A 17529-nucleotide genomic window follows, 5' to 3' on the forward strand; every position below is an offset into this window, starting at 1 on the left:
AAGATATGGAAAAACGTAGTAGAAGAAAAAAGCAATCAGGATTACCAGTTATCAGAGAGTCTATCCAATTTTTCAAAAACTATCGACAGTGGAGTAATAAAACCTTTGTTGTTGTGTTGTTGATTGTTGTTGCGATTTCGATGGCTTTGACTTTATTAGCTCAAGGAATTAAGGGAGTTCCATTGTGGAATAGGAATGCACCTGCAGTGAGTCAGAATTCAGACTCTAAAGGTAAGAATTCCGTAACGGAAGAAGAAACGAGTGTGCGCATCATGGCAAATGGTGACCTCCTCTATCATATTCCGATTTATCGAACTGCCCTAAAAGAAGATGGGACTTATGATTTTCATGAAAACTTTGAGTATGTAAAACCTTGGCTCAAACAAGCAGACCTAGTCATCGGTGACTTTGAAGGAACTGTAAACAAGGATCACTACTTAGGAGGTTATCCTTTGTTTAATGCACCTGGAGAAGTCATGGATGCTATAAAGGATGCTGGTTACCAAGTGTTAGACTTGGCTCACAATCATATCTTAGATTCTCAGATTGAGGGAGTTTTTTCAACTGCTGATGCTATCGAAAAAACTGGAATGACTCCAATCGGAGTTTACACCCACGAACCAAGAGATAAGGCGCCTATCGTCATCAAGGAAGTCAAGGGCATAAAAGTTGCTCTTCTAGCTTATTCTTATGGCTTTAACGGTATTGAAGAATACATTTCTAAAGAAGACTACGACAATCATCTTTCTGACCTCAACGAAGAAAAAATGAAGGCCGAAATTGAAAGAGCTGAAAAAGAAGCAGATATAACAGTCGTCATGCCTCAGATGGGAATTGAGTATCAATTGGAACCAACAGAAGAGCAAAAGAAACTATACCATAAAATGATCGATTGGGGGGCTGATATTATCTTCGGTGGACATCCTCACGTTGTTGAACCAGCTGAGACAGTTGAAAAAGATGGAGATAAAAAACTCATCATCTATTCTATGGGGAATTTCCTATCGAATCAGCGTATTGAAACCATGCAGGATGAGGAAAATGCCAAATGGACAGAACGTGGCGTTCTCATGGATGTGACCATTAAGAAAAAAGCAGGAAAGACTACAATCGAGACTGCTAAAGCTCATCCTAGCTGGGTTAATAGGACACCAAAAGGAACTTATTCTCCAGAAGGTTATCCACTCTATCTATACCAGACCTATATCTTAGATGATTTCATTGAGGGTGGAAAATATCGTAACCAGTTAGATGATGAAACCAAGGAACGGATAGATACAGCTTATACAGAAATGAATGAGCATGTAGGTTTGAAATGGTAGCAATGGAGAGCGATAAGAAAAAGATGGATATTAGAGTAATTGCGACGGATATGGATGGTACATTGTTGGATCCAAAAGGACAACTAGATCTTCCACGCCTAGAAAAAATATTGGATAAGTTAGATCAACGTGGCATTCGTTTCGTCATTGCTACTGGAAATGAAGTTCATCGTATGCGTCAATTACTGGAGCATCTGGTAGAAAGAGTCGTTCTCGTAGTTGCTAATGGTGCTCGTATATTTGAAAATGATAAATTGCTACAGGCACAAACTTGGGATGATGCCATGGTTGATAGGGCTTTGAACCATTTTAAAGGTAGAGAATGCCAGGATCAGTTTGTCGTAACTGCTATGAATGGTGGTTTTGTCAAGGAAGGCACTGTTTTTACAGAACTTGATAAATTTATGACTCCAGAGATGATTGAAAAGCTCTATCGACGAATGCACTTTGTTGATGAATTTGACCCCAGCTTATTCGGTGGTGTTCTAAAGATGAGTATGGTTGTTGGTGAAGAACGATCAGATGCAGTTTTGCAGGAAATTAATGACTTGTTTGATGGTCATGTTCGTGCTGTTTCTAGTGGATATGGCTGTATTGACATCTTACAGGACGGGATTCATAAGGCTTGGGGCTTAGAGGAATTGCTCAAACGTTGGAACTTAAAACCAGAACAAATCATGGCTTTTGGAGACAGTGAAAATGACATCGAAATGTTAGAGTTGGCAGGAATTTCTTACGCGATGGAAAATGCTGAGGAGTCTGTTAAGGAAGTTGCGACAAAAGTGGCGCCAGCCAACAGTCAGGCAGGTGTTTACCAAGTTTTAGAAAACTGGCTAGAAAAAGGAGAATAACTTGGCAGTACAGCTTTTAGAAAATTGGCTCTTAAAAGAGCAGGAGAAAATTCAAACCAAGTATCGTGAACTCAATCGTATCTCGGTAATTGAACCCTCTATCATCTTTATTGGTGATTCAATTATTGAGTATTATCCTTTGCAAGAATTACTAGGAACGTCAAAGACGATTGTGAATCGAGGCATTCGAGGCTATCAGACCGGACTTTTATTGAAGAATCTTGATGCCCACCTCTATGGTGATGCAGTAGATCAAATTGTATTATTGATTGGGACAAATGACATTGGAAAAAATGTTCCAATGATGGAAGCGCTAAACAATCTTGAGAGTGTGATTCAAACCATTTCACGTGACTATCCGCTGTCACAAATAAAGCTTGTTTCCATCTTGCCGGTCAATGAGAGTGAGAATTTCAAACAGACTGTTTATATTCGTACCAATGAAAAAATTAAAGAATGGAACCAAGCCTACCAAGAACTGGCATTAGCCTATATGCAGGTAGAATATGTATCTGTTTTTGACAAACTACTCGATCAGGAAGGACAACTCAAATCAGACTATACAACAGATGGTCTTCATCTTAGCGTCCCTGGCTATCAGACTTTATCAAAAGCCTTGAAAGATTACATTTTCTAAGTTTTTGCCTGTTTTTTGCTTTTTAAAGCTAGATAAGGTATAATATCTTTATAGTCTTTGGGGTCGTTACGGATTCGACAGGCATTATGAGGCATATTTTGCAACTCGTGTGGCGACGTAAACGCTCAGTTAAATATAACTGCAAAAAATAACACATCTTACGCTCTAGCTGCCTAAAAACCAGCAGGCGTGACCCGATTCGGATTGCTCGTGTCTGATGATGGGTCTTATTATTAGCGAGATACGATCAAGCTTTGTCTAGCAGTTTGATAAGAGATTTATAGACTCGCAGTTCCTAGGCTTGAGTTATGTGTCGAGGAACTGTTAAAACAATACATAACCTATGGTTGTAGACAAATATGTTAGCAGGTGTTTGGACGTGGGTTCGACTCCCACCGGCTCCATTATTCTTTTGCATTCTTTTGCATTCTTTTGCATTCCTTTCTAAAACGTTGTACTTACAGCGTTTTTTATTTTTTTCTTTGGTATTCCTTGGTATTCTTTTTTACAAAAAAGATACAATTTTCAGTTGTATCCTAAATATTAAATCAAGTCCTGAATTTTCTTAAGTTTTTATCATATTTTGTGTTATAATTAAGGGGCGTTAAGAAAAAATTATGAAAAAACTAAATGTTTTTCATATAGTTTTCATTATTTTAATAGTTTAAAGTCAATCTTATTTTTCTCTAATAGAAAATAATGAAAAAGTAGGTTTAGAAAGAGGTGAGTATCTATGTCTTCTCATAAAAAAGTGTCACTCTCTGAGATTAATCAATCTATCGATACTCCAAATAACAATCATTTCTGGCAAAATTTAAAGGCCTTCTTGGGTCCAGGTGCCCTTGTGGCTGTAGGGTATATGGATCCAGGAAACTGGATAACCAGTGTGGTTGGAGGTGCATCCTATAAGTACAGTCTCTTATTTGTCATCTTGATTTCATCACTCATTGCTATGCAGCTTCAGCAGATGGCAGGAAAGCTAGGGATTGTAACCCAGATGGACCTGGCTCAAGCAACAGCTCATCACTCACCAAAATGGCTTCGTTATAGCTTATGGGTGATTTTGGAGTTAGCCTTGATGGCGACAGACCTGGCAGAAGTTCTAGGTTCAGCCATTGCTCTCAATCTTCTTTTTAAGATTCCGATTATGATAGCCATCCTTTTGACGGTTCTAGATGTCTTTCTCTTATTGCTTTTGATGAAATTTGGCTTTAAGAAGATAGAAGCTATTGTGACAACACTGATTTTAACGATTTTAGCAATCTTTACTTATCTAGTAGCCTTGTCACACCCAAGTTTCCAGGGAATAGCTGAGGGTTATTTACCCAATTCGACCTTATTTGAGAGTCCTTTGCCAGGACATGAAAGTCAATTAACTTTAGCTCTGGGGATTGTAGGTGCGACGGTTATGCCCCATAACCTCTATTTACATTCTTCCTTATCTCAAACTCGGAAAATCAATCACAAGGCCAAGGATGATGTTCGAAAAGCGGTGCGCTTTATGACCTGGGACTCGAATCTTCAACTGTCCTTGGCCTTTATCGTTAACTCCCTTCTATTAATTCTCGGAGCGGCTCTCTTTTTCGGCCATGCATCCGAGATTTCTGCCTTCTCTCAAATGTATAATGCCCTGCAGGATTCTACCATTGCGGGAGCTATAGCTAGCTCAACCTTATCAACCTTGTTTGCCTTGGCCCTATTAGCCAGTGGTCAGAATTCGACAATTACGGGTACCTTGACTGGACAAATCGTTATGGAGGGTTTCTTGCATATGAGATTGCCTCAGTGGTTCATTCGTTTGGCAACTCGTCTCTTTGCCTTGTTGCCTGTCATGATTGTAGCGGTTCTGTTTGGTCATCAGGAAAAAACCTTGGATCAGTTATTGGTCTATTCGCAGGTCTTTCTTTCAATCGCTCTTCCGTTTTCAATCTTCCCTTTGATTTATTTAACTTCTAAGAAATCACTGATGGGCGAATTTACCAATGCTAAATGGAATACCATTCTTGGTTATATTGTTTCCATTATCTTAACAATTCTCAATGTGAAATTGTTATTTGATATTTTCTAAGAAATTCACCCAAGTTAGAAAACAAGCATATAAGAAAAAAGATACCCAAGAAATCTTGGGTATCTTTTTGAAAATAAACGGAAGACATGGGATTCGAACCCACGCACGCTTTAACACGCCTACCGCGTTTCCAACACGGCCTCTTAAGCCTCTTGAGTAATCTTCCATTGTTTACTAACCTAGTCTACCATAAAGCCTTCTTTCTTGCAAATTAATTTGAAGATGAGGAGCTAGTGACAGAAAATGAAAGAAAGTGACAAAAAATGCTTGACTTTGATATTTTTTATGATAGAATGAATAATGTAATCGTTAACAGGAGGTAAACTAGTGCTAAAAAGTGAACGAAAACAGGTGATTTTAGAAGAATTGAGTAAGCATAAAATCGTCTCTCTAGAGAAATTGGTAGGCTTGTTAGATACTTCAGAATCAACAGTTAGACGTGATTTAGATGAATTGGAGTCTGAAAATAAACTTCGTCGAGTGCATGGAGGAGCAGAGTTGCCTCACTCCTTGCAAGAAGAAGAAACCATTCAAGAAAAATCTGTCAAAAACCTTCAAGAGAAAAAGTTGATTGCTCAAAAAGCATCTTCCCTCATCAAAGAAAAAGATGTTATCTTTGTGGATGCAGGGAGTACGACAGCCTTTCTCATTAAAGAATTGGAGCAAAAAGACATTACAGTGGTAACCAATTCCATTCACCATGCGGTTCAATTAGTGGATAAGCAAATCCCAACCGTCATTATTGGTGGTGGAGTCAAGATGACAACTGATGCCAGTATCGGAGGAGTAGCTCTCAATCAGATTAACCAACTGCACTTTGACCGTGCCTTTATTGGAATGAATGGTGTAGATGAAGGTTACTTTACAACTCCAGATATGGAGGAGGGCGCCGTCAAGCGTGCTATCTTAGAAAATGCTAAACAGACATATGTTCTAGCAGATTCATCCAAGATTGGTCAGTCTTGTTTTGCTAAGGTAGCTCCTATAAAACGTGCTATTGTCATTACAAGCAAGGATCACGAGCTCTTGTCAGCTATCAAAGAGAAAACGGAGGTAATAGAAGTATGATTTATACAGTCACACTCAATCCATCTATAGACTACATTGTCCGTCTGGATAAAGTGGAAGTTGGTAGTGTCAATCGTATGGATAGTGATGATAAGTTTGCTGGTGGTAAAGGTATCAATGTTAGCCGTGTCTTGAAACGTTTAGACGTTCCAAATACAGCGACAGGTTTCATCGGAGGCTTTACTGGAAAATTTATCACAGATACTTTAGCTGAAGAACAAATTGAAACGCAATTTGTCCAAGTGGCAGAAGATACGCGTATCAATGTTAAGATTAAAGCCGACCAAGAAACAGAAATCAATGGGACAGGACCTAATGTTGAGCCCGAACAACTTGCAGAGTTAAAAGCCATTCTTTCAAATCTCACAGCAGAAGATACAGTTGTATTTGCAGGTTCGAGTGCTAAAAACTTGGGTAATGTTGTTTACAAAGAATTAATTTCTTTGACGCGTCAGACAGGCGCTCAAGTAGTCTGTGACTTTGAAGGTCAGACCTTGATCGATAGTTTGGATTATCAACCACTTTTGGTCAAACCAAATAATCATGAACTGGGAGCTATCTTTGGAGTCAAACTTGAAAGCCTTGATGAAATCGAGAAATACGCTCGAGAATTGCTGGCTAAAGGTGCTCAAAACGTTATTATCTCTATGGCTGGAGATGGAGCTCTTCTGGTAACATCAGATGGAGCATACTTTGCTAAACCGATTAAGGGAACCGTGAAAAACTCAGTGGGCGCTGGTGACTCGATGGTTGCTGGATTTACGGGTGAGTTTGTCAAATCAAAAGACGCAGTAGAAGCCTTCAAGTGGGGAGTGGCATGTGGAACAGCAACCACCTTTTCAGATGATTTAGCAACTGCAGCATTTATTAAAGAAACTTATGAAAAAGTTGAGGTAGAAAAAAGATGAAAATTCAAGATTTATTGAGAAAAGATGTCATGTTGCTTGATTTGCAAGCAACTGAAAAAACAGCAGCTATCGAAGAAATGATTCATAGCTTGGTTGAACACGGATACGTGACAGATTTTGAAACCTTCAAAGAAGGAATTTTAGCGCGTGAAGCTTTGACTTCTACAGGCTTGGGCGACGGTATCGCTATGCCACACAGCAAAAATGCTGCTGTAAAGGAAGCTACTGTTCTCTTTGCTAAGTCGAACAAGGGTGTTGATTACGAAAGTTTAGACGGACAAGCAACTGACCTCTTCTTTATGATTGCTGCTCCAGAAGGTGCCAATGATACGCACTTGGCTGCCTTGGCAGAATTGTCACAATATTTGATGAAAGACGGATTTGCTGATAAACTTCGTCAAGTAACATCAGCTGATCAAGTCATTGAACTCTTTGACCAAGCTTCAGAAAAAGCTCAAGAGCCAGTTCAAGCTCCTGCAAATGAATCTGGTGACTTTATCGTAGCAGTTACAGCTTGTACAACAGGAATTGCCCACACATACATGGCCCAAGAAGCTCTTCAAAAAGTGGCTGCAGAAATGGGGGTTGGTATCAAGGTTGAAACCAACGGTGCAAGTGGTGTAGGCAACAAATTAACAGCAGAAGATATCCGAAATGCCAAAGCTGTTATCATCGCTGCAGATAAAGCAGTTAAGATGGATCGTTTCGATGGTAAACCATTGGTGAACCGTCCAGTTGCAGATGGTATCCGTAAGACAGAAGAGTTGATCAACTTGGCTCTTTCTGGTAATGCTGAAGTATATCGTGCTGCTAATGGAGCGCAAGCTTCAACAGCATCTAATGAAAAACAAAGTCTAGGTGGTGCCTTCTACAAACATTTGATGAGTGGTGTATCACAAATGTTGCCATTCGTTATTGGTGGTGGTATCATGATTGCCCTCGCCTTCTTGATTGATGGTGCTTTGGGGGTTCCAAATGAGAGCCTTGGAAATCTTGGTTCTTACCATGAACTCGCTTCTATGTTCATGAAAATTGGTGGTTCTGCCTTTGGTTTAATGCTTCCAGTATTTGCAGGATATGTTGCTTACTCAATCGCTGAAAAACCAGGTTTGGTAGCCGGTTTCGTAGCTGGTGCTATCGCTAAAGAAGGTTATGCCTTTGGTAAAATCCCTTACGCTCAGGGTGGTGAAGCAACTTCAGCTCTTGCAGGAGTATCATCAGGTTTCCTTGGAGCCCTCGTAGGTGGATTTATCGCAGGTGCCTTGGTGCTCTTGGTTAAGAAATACGTGAAGGTTCCTCGCTCACTTGAAGGTGCTAAATCAATCCTTCTCTTGCCACTTTTTGGAACAATCTTGACAGGATTTGTCATGCTAGCTGTTAATATCCCAATGGCCGCAATCAACACTGGTATGAACAACTTCCTTGGTGGTCTTGAAGGTGGATCAGCTGTCCTTCTTGGAGTCGTTCTTGGAGGAATGATGGCTGTCGACATGGGTGGACCTGTCAATAAAGCAGCCTACGTCTTTGGTACTGGTACTCTTGCAGCAACAGTGGCAACAGGTGGTTCAGTAGCCATGGCAGCAGTTATGGCTGGAGGAATGGTTCCACCACTTGCAATCTTTGTCGCAACACTTCTCTTCAAGAATAAATTTACCAAAGAAGAACGTAACTCTGGTTTGACTAACATCGTTATGGGCTTGTCATTCATCACTGAAGGTGCGATTCCATTTGGTGCAGCAGACCCAGCTCGTGCTATCCCAAGTTTCATCCTTGGTTCAGCAGTAGCAGGTGGACTCGTTGGTCTTGCAAATATCAAACTCATGGCTCCTCACGGAGGAATCTTCGTTATCGCTCTTACTTCAAATGCTCTTCTTTACCTTGTCTTTGTCTTGGTAGGAGCAATTGTCAGTGGTGTAGTTTACGGTTACCTTCGTAAACCATTAGAAAAATAATCCCAAACACATTCAAATGACTGAACACGAAAGTGGGCAGTCATTTTTTAACCCCTCGAAAAGTTTCTGAAATATGATATAATAGAAGCATGGCAAACAAGAATACAACTAAAACAAGACGAAGACCGTCTAAAGCAGAATTGGAAAGAAAACAAGCGATTCAACGAATGCTGATTTCTTTAGCTTTGGCTATCTGTTTAATTTTTGCAGCCCTCAAATGGGGAGCTGTCGGAATTACTGTTTATAACCTGATTCGCTTACTCGTCGGGAGTTTAGCATACTTAGCTATTTTCTCTCTCTTAATCTATCTATTCTTCTTTAAATGGATTCATAAACAAGAAGGCTTGCTAGCAGGTTTCTTCTTTATTTTTGCAGGCTTACTCCTCATCTTTCAAGCTTATCTTGTCTGGAAGCTTAGCATGGCAAATGCTATTTTTCAAGGAACGATTGGACAAATCTTTAAAGATTTAACCAGTTTTCAAGTAACCAGTTTTGCAGGGGGAGGCTTGTTAGGGGTAGGTCTCTACATTCCGGTAGCCTTTTTGTTCTCAAACATCGGTACCTATTTCATAGGGGCAATCTTAATCCTAATCGGAGCTCTTTTAATGAGTCCATGGTCTATCTATGATATTGCTGATTTTCTTTCAGCTCGATTTGCTATCTGGATGGAGCGCCGTGAACAGAAAAAACAAGAGCGTTTTATCAAGCGTGAAGAGGATAAGGCACGAAGAGAAGCAGAAGAGCAAGCAAGACTTGAAAAAGAAAGAGAAGAGCAGGCTTTGCTTGACATGCAGCCTGTAGATATGGAAACTGGAGAAATCTTATCAGACCAACCACTGCAAGAATTTCCTCCACTTCCAGAGGAGGAATGGGTAGAACCTGAGATTATTCTCCCGCAAGCTGATTTTGATTACCCTGAAGAAGGGGACTATCCAGAGGAAGAAGTTTTCTCTGAAGAAGAAGATGATGATGAAGAGGTTGAAGTAGATTTTTCTGCTAAAAAGGCCTTGGAGTATAAGCTTCCAAGCTTACAACTTTTTGCACCTGATAAACCAAAAGACCAGTCTAAAGAAAAGAAAATTGTTCGAGAAAATATCAAAATTTTGGAAGAAACCTTTGCAAGTTTCGGTATCAAGGTAACAGTTGAGCGTGCTGAAATCGGTCCGTCGGTGACCAAGTATGAGGTTAAACCTGCTGTTGGTGTCCGTGTCAACCGTATTTCAAACCTAGCAGACGACTTGGCTTTGGCTTTGGCTGCTAAAGATGTCCGTATCGAAGCACCTATCCCTGGGAAATCCTTGGTAGGTATAGAAGTTCCTAACTCGGAAATTGCAACGGTATCCTTCCGTGAGCTTTGGGAACAATCTCAAACAAAACCTGAAAATCTTTTAGAAATTCCTCTTGGGAAAGCAGTCAATGGTACGGCTCGTAGTTTTGATTTGGCTAAAATGCCTCACTTGCTAGTGGCCGGTTCTACAGGTTCTGGTAAATCCGTTGCAGTTAATGGAATTATCGCAAGTATTTTGATGAAGGCCCGCCCTGACCAGGTTAAATTTATGATGGTGGACCCTAAGATGGTTGAGCTTTCAGTATACAACGATATCCCTCATCTCTTGATTCCAGTTGTGACCAACCCTCGTAAGGCCAGCAAGGCCCTTCAAAAAGTCGTAGATGAAATGGAAAACCGCTATGAACTTTTCGCCAAAGTCGGAGTTCGAAATATTGCCGGTTTCAATGCTAAGGTTGAGGAATTTAATGCTCAATCAGAGTACAAACAAGTACCTCTACCTTTAATCGTCGTGATTGTGGATGAGTTGGCTGACCTCATGATGGTTGCTAGCAAGGAAGTAGAAGATGCCATTATCCGACTTGGACAGAAGGCGCGTGCGGCTGGTATTCACATGATTCTCGCAACCCAGCGTCCTTCAGTGGATGTTATCTCTGGTTTGATTAAGGCAAATGTGCCGTCACGTGTAGCATTCGCGGTTTCTTCAGGAACAGATTCACGTACGATTTTGGATGAAAATGGTGCGGAGAAATTACTCGGCCGAGGGGATATGCTCTTTAAGCCAATTGATGAAAACCATCCTGTTCGTCTCCAAGGCTCCTTTATCTCAGATGATGATGTGGAACGTATCGTAAACTTCATTAAGGCTCAAGCTGATGCGGATTATGATGAAAGCTTTGACCCAGGAGAAGTATCTGAGTCAGAAGGTGATTTTGGTTCTAGCGATGATGCTGGAGATCCTCTCTTTGAAGAAGCAAAAGCTCTTGTCATCGAGACACAAAAAGCAAGTGCATCCATGATTCAGCGCCGTCTATCGGTTGGATTTAACCGAGCCACTCGATTGATGGAAGAATTAGAGATGGCTGGAGTTATTGGTCCTGCTGAAGGGACAAAACCTCGAAAAGTCTTACAACAATAATTGTTTGAAAATAGAATAAAAATTCAAGAAATTACCTTTCGAAAATGGGGATAATCTACTCTAATTTTTCGAAGGTGATTTCTTATTTTATGCTATGATTATAGGTGTTCTTGTAGTAAAAAGACTTTCAGTCTGGTTCGGAATTTAGATTTTACTTTTACTAATTTTAACTAATATAGTATTGATTTTTAAACCGGTTTTTGATATATTAAAATGGTATAAGAAATATTTATATGTTTAAAAAATAAGCGAAAATAATGAAGGGGGTTATTTTTTTAAGACAAAATGCAAACGCTTACTTTTTAAGCAGGAAGGAAAAAAATAATGGATAAAAGGTTATTAGAAAAACGTTGTAAATATAGTATTCGGAAATTTTCATTAGGTGTTGCTTCTGTTGTCATTGGTGCAACATTCTTTGGAACAAGCACTGTTTTGGCGGATACAGCACAAACTGGTTCTACTGCAAATATGCCAGCTGATTTAGCAGCTGCTCTGGCAAATGCAAAAGATGATAATGGACATGATTTTGAAGCACCAAAACCTGGAGAAGATCAAGGTTCTCCTGAAGTTACCGAAGGTCCAAAAACTGAGGAAGAATTACTAGAGAAAGAAAAAGAAGTTGCAGTAAGTTCAGCAACTGAAAATGAACTTCCAAAAGATTTGCGTGAAAAACTCGATAAGGCTGAAGATAGTGGACATTCTGCTTCAAAAGAAGATTTAGCAAAAGAAGATAAAAGTTTAGTTCCAGAAGATGTTGCTAAAACAAAAAACGGTGAATTGAACTACGGTGCGACTGTTGAAATTAAGAGCGAAGCTGGTATTGGTAGTGGGGTTGTTATCGGTGAAAATCTTGTCTTATCAGTATCTCATAACTTTATCAAGGATGTTCCGGATGGCAATAATCGTAAGGTAGCAGACAACATCGAAAGTGATAAAGATGTGTATACAGTTTCTTATGAAGGTGCACCAGACGTTAAGTTTAGTAAAAATGATGTAAAACACTGGGACCGTGAAGGTTTTCTAAAAGGTTATAAAAATGACTTAGCCATTGTCAAACTTCGCAGTCCACTTGCAAATGCTCCAGTTGAAGTTGCAGATAAACCATCAACTATCAAGACAGGAGATAAGGTACATGTATTTGGCTATCCAAAAGGAGAGCTTGATCCAATCCTTAATACCACTGTCGAAGATATTAATGACCATGGAGAGGGCGTTCGTGGAATTAGTTACCAAGGAAGTGAACCTGGTGCCAGTGGTGGCGGAATCTTTGATGAAAATGGAAAATTAATTGGTATTCACCAAAATGGTGTATCTGGTAAACGTAGTGGTGGTATTCTTTTCTCACCTGCTCAATTAGAGTGGATTCAAAACTATATCAAAGGTATTGAAACAACTAAACCAGCGGGTCTAGATGCACTTGATAAACAAGTTGAAGATAAAGAAGAAAAACCAAAAGAGGACAAACCTCAGGAAGAAAAACCAGTTGAAAACAAACCAGCTGAGAATAAACCAGCTGAAGCAGCAACGGGAGAAACTAGCGACGCTACTGCCGAAGTGAAAAAAGAGTGGGACTCAGTAAGCCGTGTGAAAGGGAATGTTGAAGTCGTTGAAGAAGGCGGAGTACGCTACAACAAATTAACTTCAACAACAGCTAACGACAATGGAGCAAACGAAGCTTTATTTGAAAAAGCTGGATTACAGGCGGATGCGGAAGGAAATGTAAGCGTCGACTTAACGTTCAAGGCAAACACTCCTCCAGCTGAAACACGCTTTGGGGTATATCTAAAATATAAAGATAATGACAACAACATCTTTGTTGGGTATGACAAGGGCGGTTGGTTCTGGCAATACAAAGGACCAAATGTAAATACTTGGTATAGTAAGACTCGTGTAGAAGCACCAAATGTAGGTGAAGAAAACCACCTATCTATCGTTTACAAAAAAGACGGTCAATTAAATGCTACAAATAATGGACAAAATTTATTTAGCACAGAAGTTGTTCCAGAAGCTGTCAAGAACGCTTTAGCTGATGTGAATAAAGTTTACCTCAAAGCTGGTACTTATGGTACAGAATTATCTTCTGTATCGATCAAATCGGATAACCAAGATAACATCAAACCTGAAGACGAAACTCCAGCTGTGGATGATGGCTTACGTCGCAATGATCAAGATGTTCACTATGAAACTTTACAATCAGAACAATTAAAAGCGATTATCGACACAGCGTTTCCACGTGTTAAAGAATATGAATTAGATGGAAAAACGTTAACAGGTCAAGTTCAAAAATTAGATAAAATGTCAATCAACGGTGTATTAGTCACTCCAGAAGTTCAATACCGTAAGATTGATGACACTACTGCAGAATATGTAATGAAAGTAAGAAACGATGATGAATTTATCAATGCTGAAATCACTGTAAAATTACAATTAGTCGGCAACGAAATGCACTTCGATGTGACAAAAGTAGTGAACAAAAACAATGTCGAAATGGGTAAACCAGTCGACAATGTTCGCAAATTAATCCAAACTATTGAATTTCCAGGAAACACACTTGTTTCTGTTGGTTCTAACAAACAAGGTGCAAAATTCGACGGAGCTCAAATGTCTACAAACACACATAACCGTGGAGACTATCATTTAGACTTGAAAGAAGGCAAGATGAATGAATATACTTACGGCTTCATGTATGGATTTGTTTCTTCTAATGAATTAGCAGCATCTGTTTGGAGTAATTCTCAATTTACTTATAGAGGAAATGACTTTGCACGTTTAACAACAGCGTTAGAACGTGTTGAAGGCGTAAACTACTTAGGTATCCAAAGCTCACCTTATTGGTACCAACGTGCTTATAAAAACTTAGTATTCCCAGAATACACATTAGAATTACCAAGTTCTAAAGTAGTCATCACAAAAGACTTAAACAAAGATAATGTGGTGGACTGGCAAGATGGTGCGATTGCATATCGTAATATCATGAACAATCCTAAAGGGGCAGAATCTGTTCCAGATTTAGTAGCGTATCGTATTGCGATGAACTTCGCATCTCAAGCGCAAAATCCATTCTTAATGACATTAGATGGTATTAAGAAGATTAACTTACACACAGATGGTTTAGGCCAATCAATCCTACTTAAAGGGTATGGTAGTGAAGGTCACGACTCAGGTCACTTAAACTATGCGGATATCGGTAAGAGAATCGGAGGCGTTGAAGACTTCAAGAAATTATTAGCAAGATCAAAAGAATATGGAGCTAAAATCGGTATTCACGTTAATGCTTCTGAAACATATCCTGAATCTAAATACTTCAGTGAAGCTATTTTACGTAGAAACTCTGACGGAACATATATGTACGGTTGGAACTGGTTAGACCAAGGTATCAACATCGATGCAGAATATGACTTAGCTCATGGACGTTTGGATCGTTGGAAAGAATTAAGAGAAAAACTAGGTGCTGACTTAGACTTCATCTATGTGGACGTTTGGGGTAACGGACAATCAGGAGATAACACTGCTTGGCCAACTCACGTACTTGCTAAAGAATTAAACTCTCAAGGATGGCGTATGGCTATCGAGTGGGGCTTCGGTGCAGAATATGACTCAACATTCCAACACTGGGCAGCTGACTTAACTTACGGTGGATATTCACTGAAGGGTATTAACTCAAATATCACTCGATTCATTCGTAACCACCAAAAAGACTCATGGGTGGGTGACTATCCAAGCTACGGTGGTGCCGCTAACTATCCATTACTTGGTGGATATAACATGAAAGACTTCGAAGGCTGGCAAGGTCGAAGCGACTACGAAGGATATATTCGTAACCTCTTCGAAAACAACATCATGACGAAGTTCTTCCAACACTACAAAGTTTCTAAATGGGTGAACGGTGACCCAGTTGCGATGAGCGACAACGGTCAAAACTACAAGTGGACTCCAGAGATGGAAGTACATTTAACAAATGACAATGGGGACGAAGTGAAAATTGTTCGTCAATCAAACGACCCTAATAGCCCAGATTACCGTAAACGTGTCACAACATTAAACGGTCGTGTCATCGAAAATGGTAGAAGCTACTTAGTACCATGGAACTGGGATGAAAATGGTAAAGCTTTAACAGGCGACAAAGAAAAGATGTACTTCTACACAACTGAAGGTGGAACAACTGAATGGACTCTTCCAGAAGATTGGACTGGAGATAAAGTATACCTTTACCGTTTAACAGACCAAGGTAAGAAAGATGTTGTAGAATTAACAGTCGGCGCAGACCGTAAGATTCAAATTACGGGAGATGCGAACCAACCATATGTACTTTACAAAGCTCCTCAAGGCAAAAAGACAATGGTATGGAGTGAAGGTCTACACATCTATGACCAAGGATTCAACAGCGGAACATTAGATCATTGGGAAAAAACAGGTGACAGCGAACACGCTGAAATCGTGAAATCTCAAGGGGCTAACGAAATGCTACGTATTCAAGGAAACACTGAACGTGTGACATTGAAACAACGCTTAACAGACTTGAAACCAAATACAAGATATGCTGTTTATGTAGGTGTAGATAACCGAAGTGATGCACGTGCAGATATCACAATCCGTGTAGGCGACAAAGTGATTTCTAACTACACTAACAAATCAATCGCGAAGAACTATGTACAAGCACATGCGCATAACACACTTTCAAAGAACGCAACTGTGGATAATACAAGTTACTTCCAAAACATGTATGTATACTTCACAACAGGCGAAGATGTTTCTAATGTGACATTAGAACTTGGACGTGATGCGGATGCAGCAGCAACTTACTTCGATGAAATTCGTGTATTTGAAAATCAATCTGTAATGTACAACGAAAAACACGATACAGGAAATGGTAAATTCAAACAAGACTTTGAAGAAGTGCCTCAAGGTATCTTCCCATTCGTAGTCGGCGATGTTGAAGGTGTACAAGATAACCGTACTCACTTATCTGAGAAACACGAACCATATACTCAACGTGGATGGAATGGTAAGAAAGTCAACGATGTTATCGAAGGCAATTGGTCATTGAAGACGAACGGTTTATCAGGTTATGACAAACTCGTTTACCAAACAATTCCACAAAACTTCCGCTTCGAAGAAGGTAAGACTTATAAAGTAACCTTCGAGTATGAAGCAGGTTCAAATGGAGCATACTCATTCGTTATCGGTAATGGCGAAAATTCTCGTCGTAGTAAATTAACGAAATACGACTTAGAAAACACTTGGGAAAAATCATCAACTCCTAAGAAAGTAAGCTTCTATGTTACTGGTGAAAAAGGTGGAAACACTTGGATTGGTATTTACTCAAATGCGCGTGGTGCCGATACTAAAGGAGCTACAGATAACAACGAAATCAACTTCAAAGGTTATAAAGACTTTATGTTAGATAACCTTGAAATTGAAGAAATCAAGTTAACTGGTAAGATGATCATCGATGAAGCATACGAAAAGAATACTCCAATCGTAAATGGCAACTACAAACAAGATTCATTAAATGCATATAAAGACGCTGTAGCAGCTTTATTAGAAGCAGACGATGATATTAGTGTGGATGACGCTAAAGCTCTTGTAGAACGCGTTAACGAGGCTAAAGAAAAACTTGCGGTGAAACGTAGCGCTCCAGATTGGGACGATATTCATGATCTTGATGCTCCTTATGAAGAAGCAGATAATGTATGGTATGCATTTGATGGAAATACAAATACTTTATGGCATACACCTTATGGAGTGAATAGCTTAGGAAAACCATTAACAGTAGAGTTCAATAATCCGATGGAATCAACTCGCTTTGAATATGTTCCTCGCCCTTCAGGTCCAAATGGACGTGTGATGAGCGGTAGCCTTACAGTGATTGATGAAAAAGGACAAGAACATAACTTTAGCTTTACTGGATGGGAAAATAATGCGAAAACAAAAGTGATTAACTTCGATGCTCCAATCAAAGTGAAGAAAGCAATCTTTACTGGTAACGAAACATACGGTGATCCTGGACATATTTCAGCAGCGGAATTACGCTTCGTCCTTCCAATTGAAGATGATAAACCATTAGATGAAGCTGCATACAATGCTGAAGTAGAACGTGTTCGTAAGATCGATCGTCAAGATGCGAAAGAATACTTGGCGGCTGTTGAAGCGTACAAGAATGGTCTTGCAGAACATAACTTATTAACTCCAAACGGACTTAATAAATTGGTAGAAGGCTTGAAAGAAATTAAAGAAACTGAAGAGCCAACTCCAGATCCAAAACCAACTCCAGATCCAGAGCCAACTCCAGATCCG

General features: G+C 39.7%; 9 protein-coding genes, 1 tRNA gene and 1 other RNA gene. 10 read left to right on the forward strand and 1 reads right to left on the reverse strand.

Features of this window, described 5'->3' with window-relative positions:
* Window positions 1–5: 5 nt before the first annotated feature.
* The 5 genes from M1F91_RS06085 (at window position 6) to M1F91_RS06105 (ending at window position 4878) form a co-directional block, all read left to right on the forward strand.
* Window positions 6–1322 carry a CapA family protein gene (locus M1F91_RS06085; protein ID WP_247913011.1) on the forward strand — a complete coding sequence of 439 codons (1317 nt, stop codon included), beginning with the start codon at window positions 6–8 and terminating at the stop codon, window positions 1320–1322.
* A 23-nt stretch (window positions 1323–1345) separates the two neighbouring features.
* Window positions 1346–2173 carry an HAD family hydrolase gene (locus M1F91_RS06090; RefSeq protein ID WP_247913012.1) on the forward strand — a complete coding sequence of 276 codons (828 nt, stop codon included), beginning with the start codon at window positions 1346–1348 and terminating at the stop codon, window positions 2171–2173.
* Between the two features lies 1 nt (window position 2174).
* Window positions 2175–2810: an SGNH/GDSL hydrolase family protein gene (locus M1F91_RS06095; protein ID WP_247913013.1), complete on the forward strand. Its 636-nt coding sequence runs from the start codon at window positions 2175–2177 to the stop codon at window positions 2808–2810.
* Window positions 2811–2869: 59 nt separating this feature from the next.
* Window positions 2870–3217: a transfer-messenger RNA gene (ssrA, locus tag M1F91_RS06100) on the forward strand.
* 326 nt (window positions 3218–3543) lie between these two features.
* Window positions 3544–4878: an Nramp family divalent metal transporter gene (locus tag M1F91_RS06105; protein ID WP_247913014.1), complete on the forward strand. Its 1335-nt coding sequence runs from the start codon at window positions 3544–3546 to the stop codon at window positions 4876–4878.
* Between the two features lie 78 nt (window positions 4879–4956).
* Here the strand turns inward: M1F91_RS06105 and M1F91_RS06110 are convergent.
* Window positions 4957–5044, reverse strand: a tRNA-Ser gene (locus M1F91_RS06110).
* Window positions 5045–5205: 161 nt separating this feature from the next.
* On the opposite strand from M1F91_RS06110, the gene M1F91_RS06115 reads away from it, so the two are divergent.
* From M1F91_RS06115 to M1F91_RS06135, 5 genes are all read left to right on the forward strand, one after another.
* Entirely contained in the window at window positions 5206–5946 is a 741-nt protein-coding gene (locus tag M1F91_RS06115; protein ID WP_247913015.1) for a DeoR/GlpR family DNA-binding transcription regulator, read from the forward strand.
* Window positions 5943–6854 carry a 1-phosphofructokinase gene (pfkB, locus tag M1F91_RS06120; protein WP_247913016.1) on the forward strand — a complete coding sequence of 304 codons (912 nt, stop codon included), beginning with the start codon at window positions 5943–5945 and terminating at the stop codon, window positions 6852–6854. Before M1F91_RS06115 ends, pfkB begins: the two co-directional genes overlap by 4 nt.
* On the forward strand, window positions 6851–8806 hold the full coding sequence (locus tag M1F91_RS06125) for a fructose-specific PTS transporter subunit EIIC (protein ID WP_247913017.1): 1956 nt from the start codon (window positions 6851–6853) through the stop codon (window positions 8804–8806). The genes pfkB and M1F91_RS06125 overlap by 4 nt, the downstream gene beginning before the upstream one ends.
* A 140-nt stretch (window positions 8807–8946) precedes the next feature.
* Window positions 8947–11232 (forward strand): DNA translocase FtsK, encoded by a 2286-nt coding sequence (locus M1F91_RS06130; RefSeq protein ID WP_348982807.1) that lies wholly within the window; start codon window positions 8947–8949, stop codon window positions 11230–11232.
* 324 nt (window positions 11233–11556) lie between these two features.
* The coding region (locus M1F91_RS06135) for a SpGH101 family endo-alpha-N-acetylgalactosaminidase (RefSeq protein ID WP_247913019.1) at window positions 11557–17529 on the forward strand (5973 nt) is incomplete at its 3' end.

It is taken from the genome of Streptococcus sp. oral taxon 431, from assembly GCF_023110115.1.
Lineage (GTDB): Bacteria > Bacillota > Bacilli > Lactobacillales > Streptococcaceae > Streptococcus.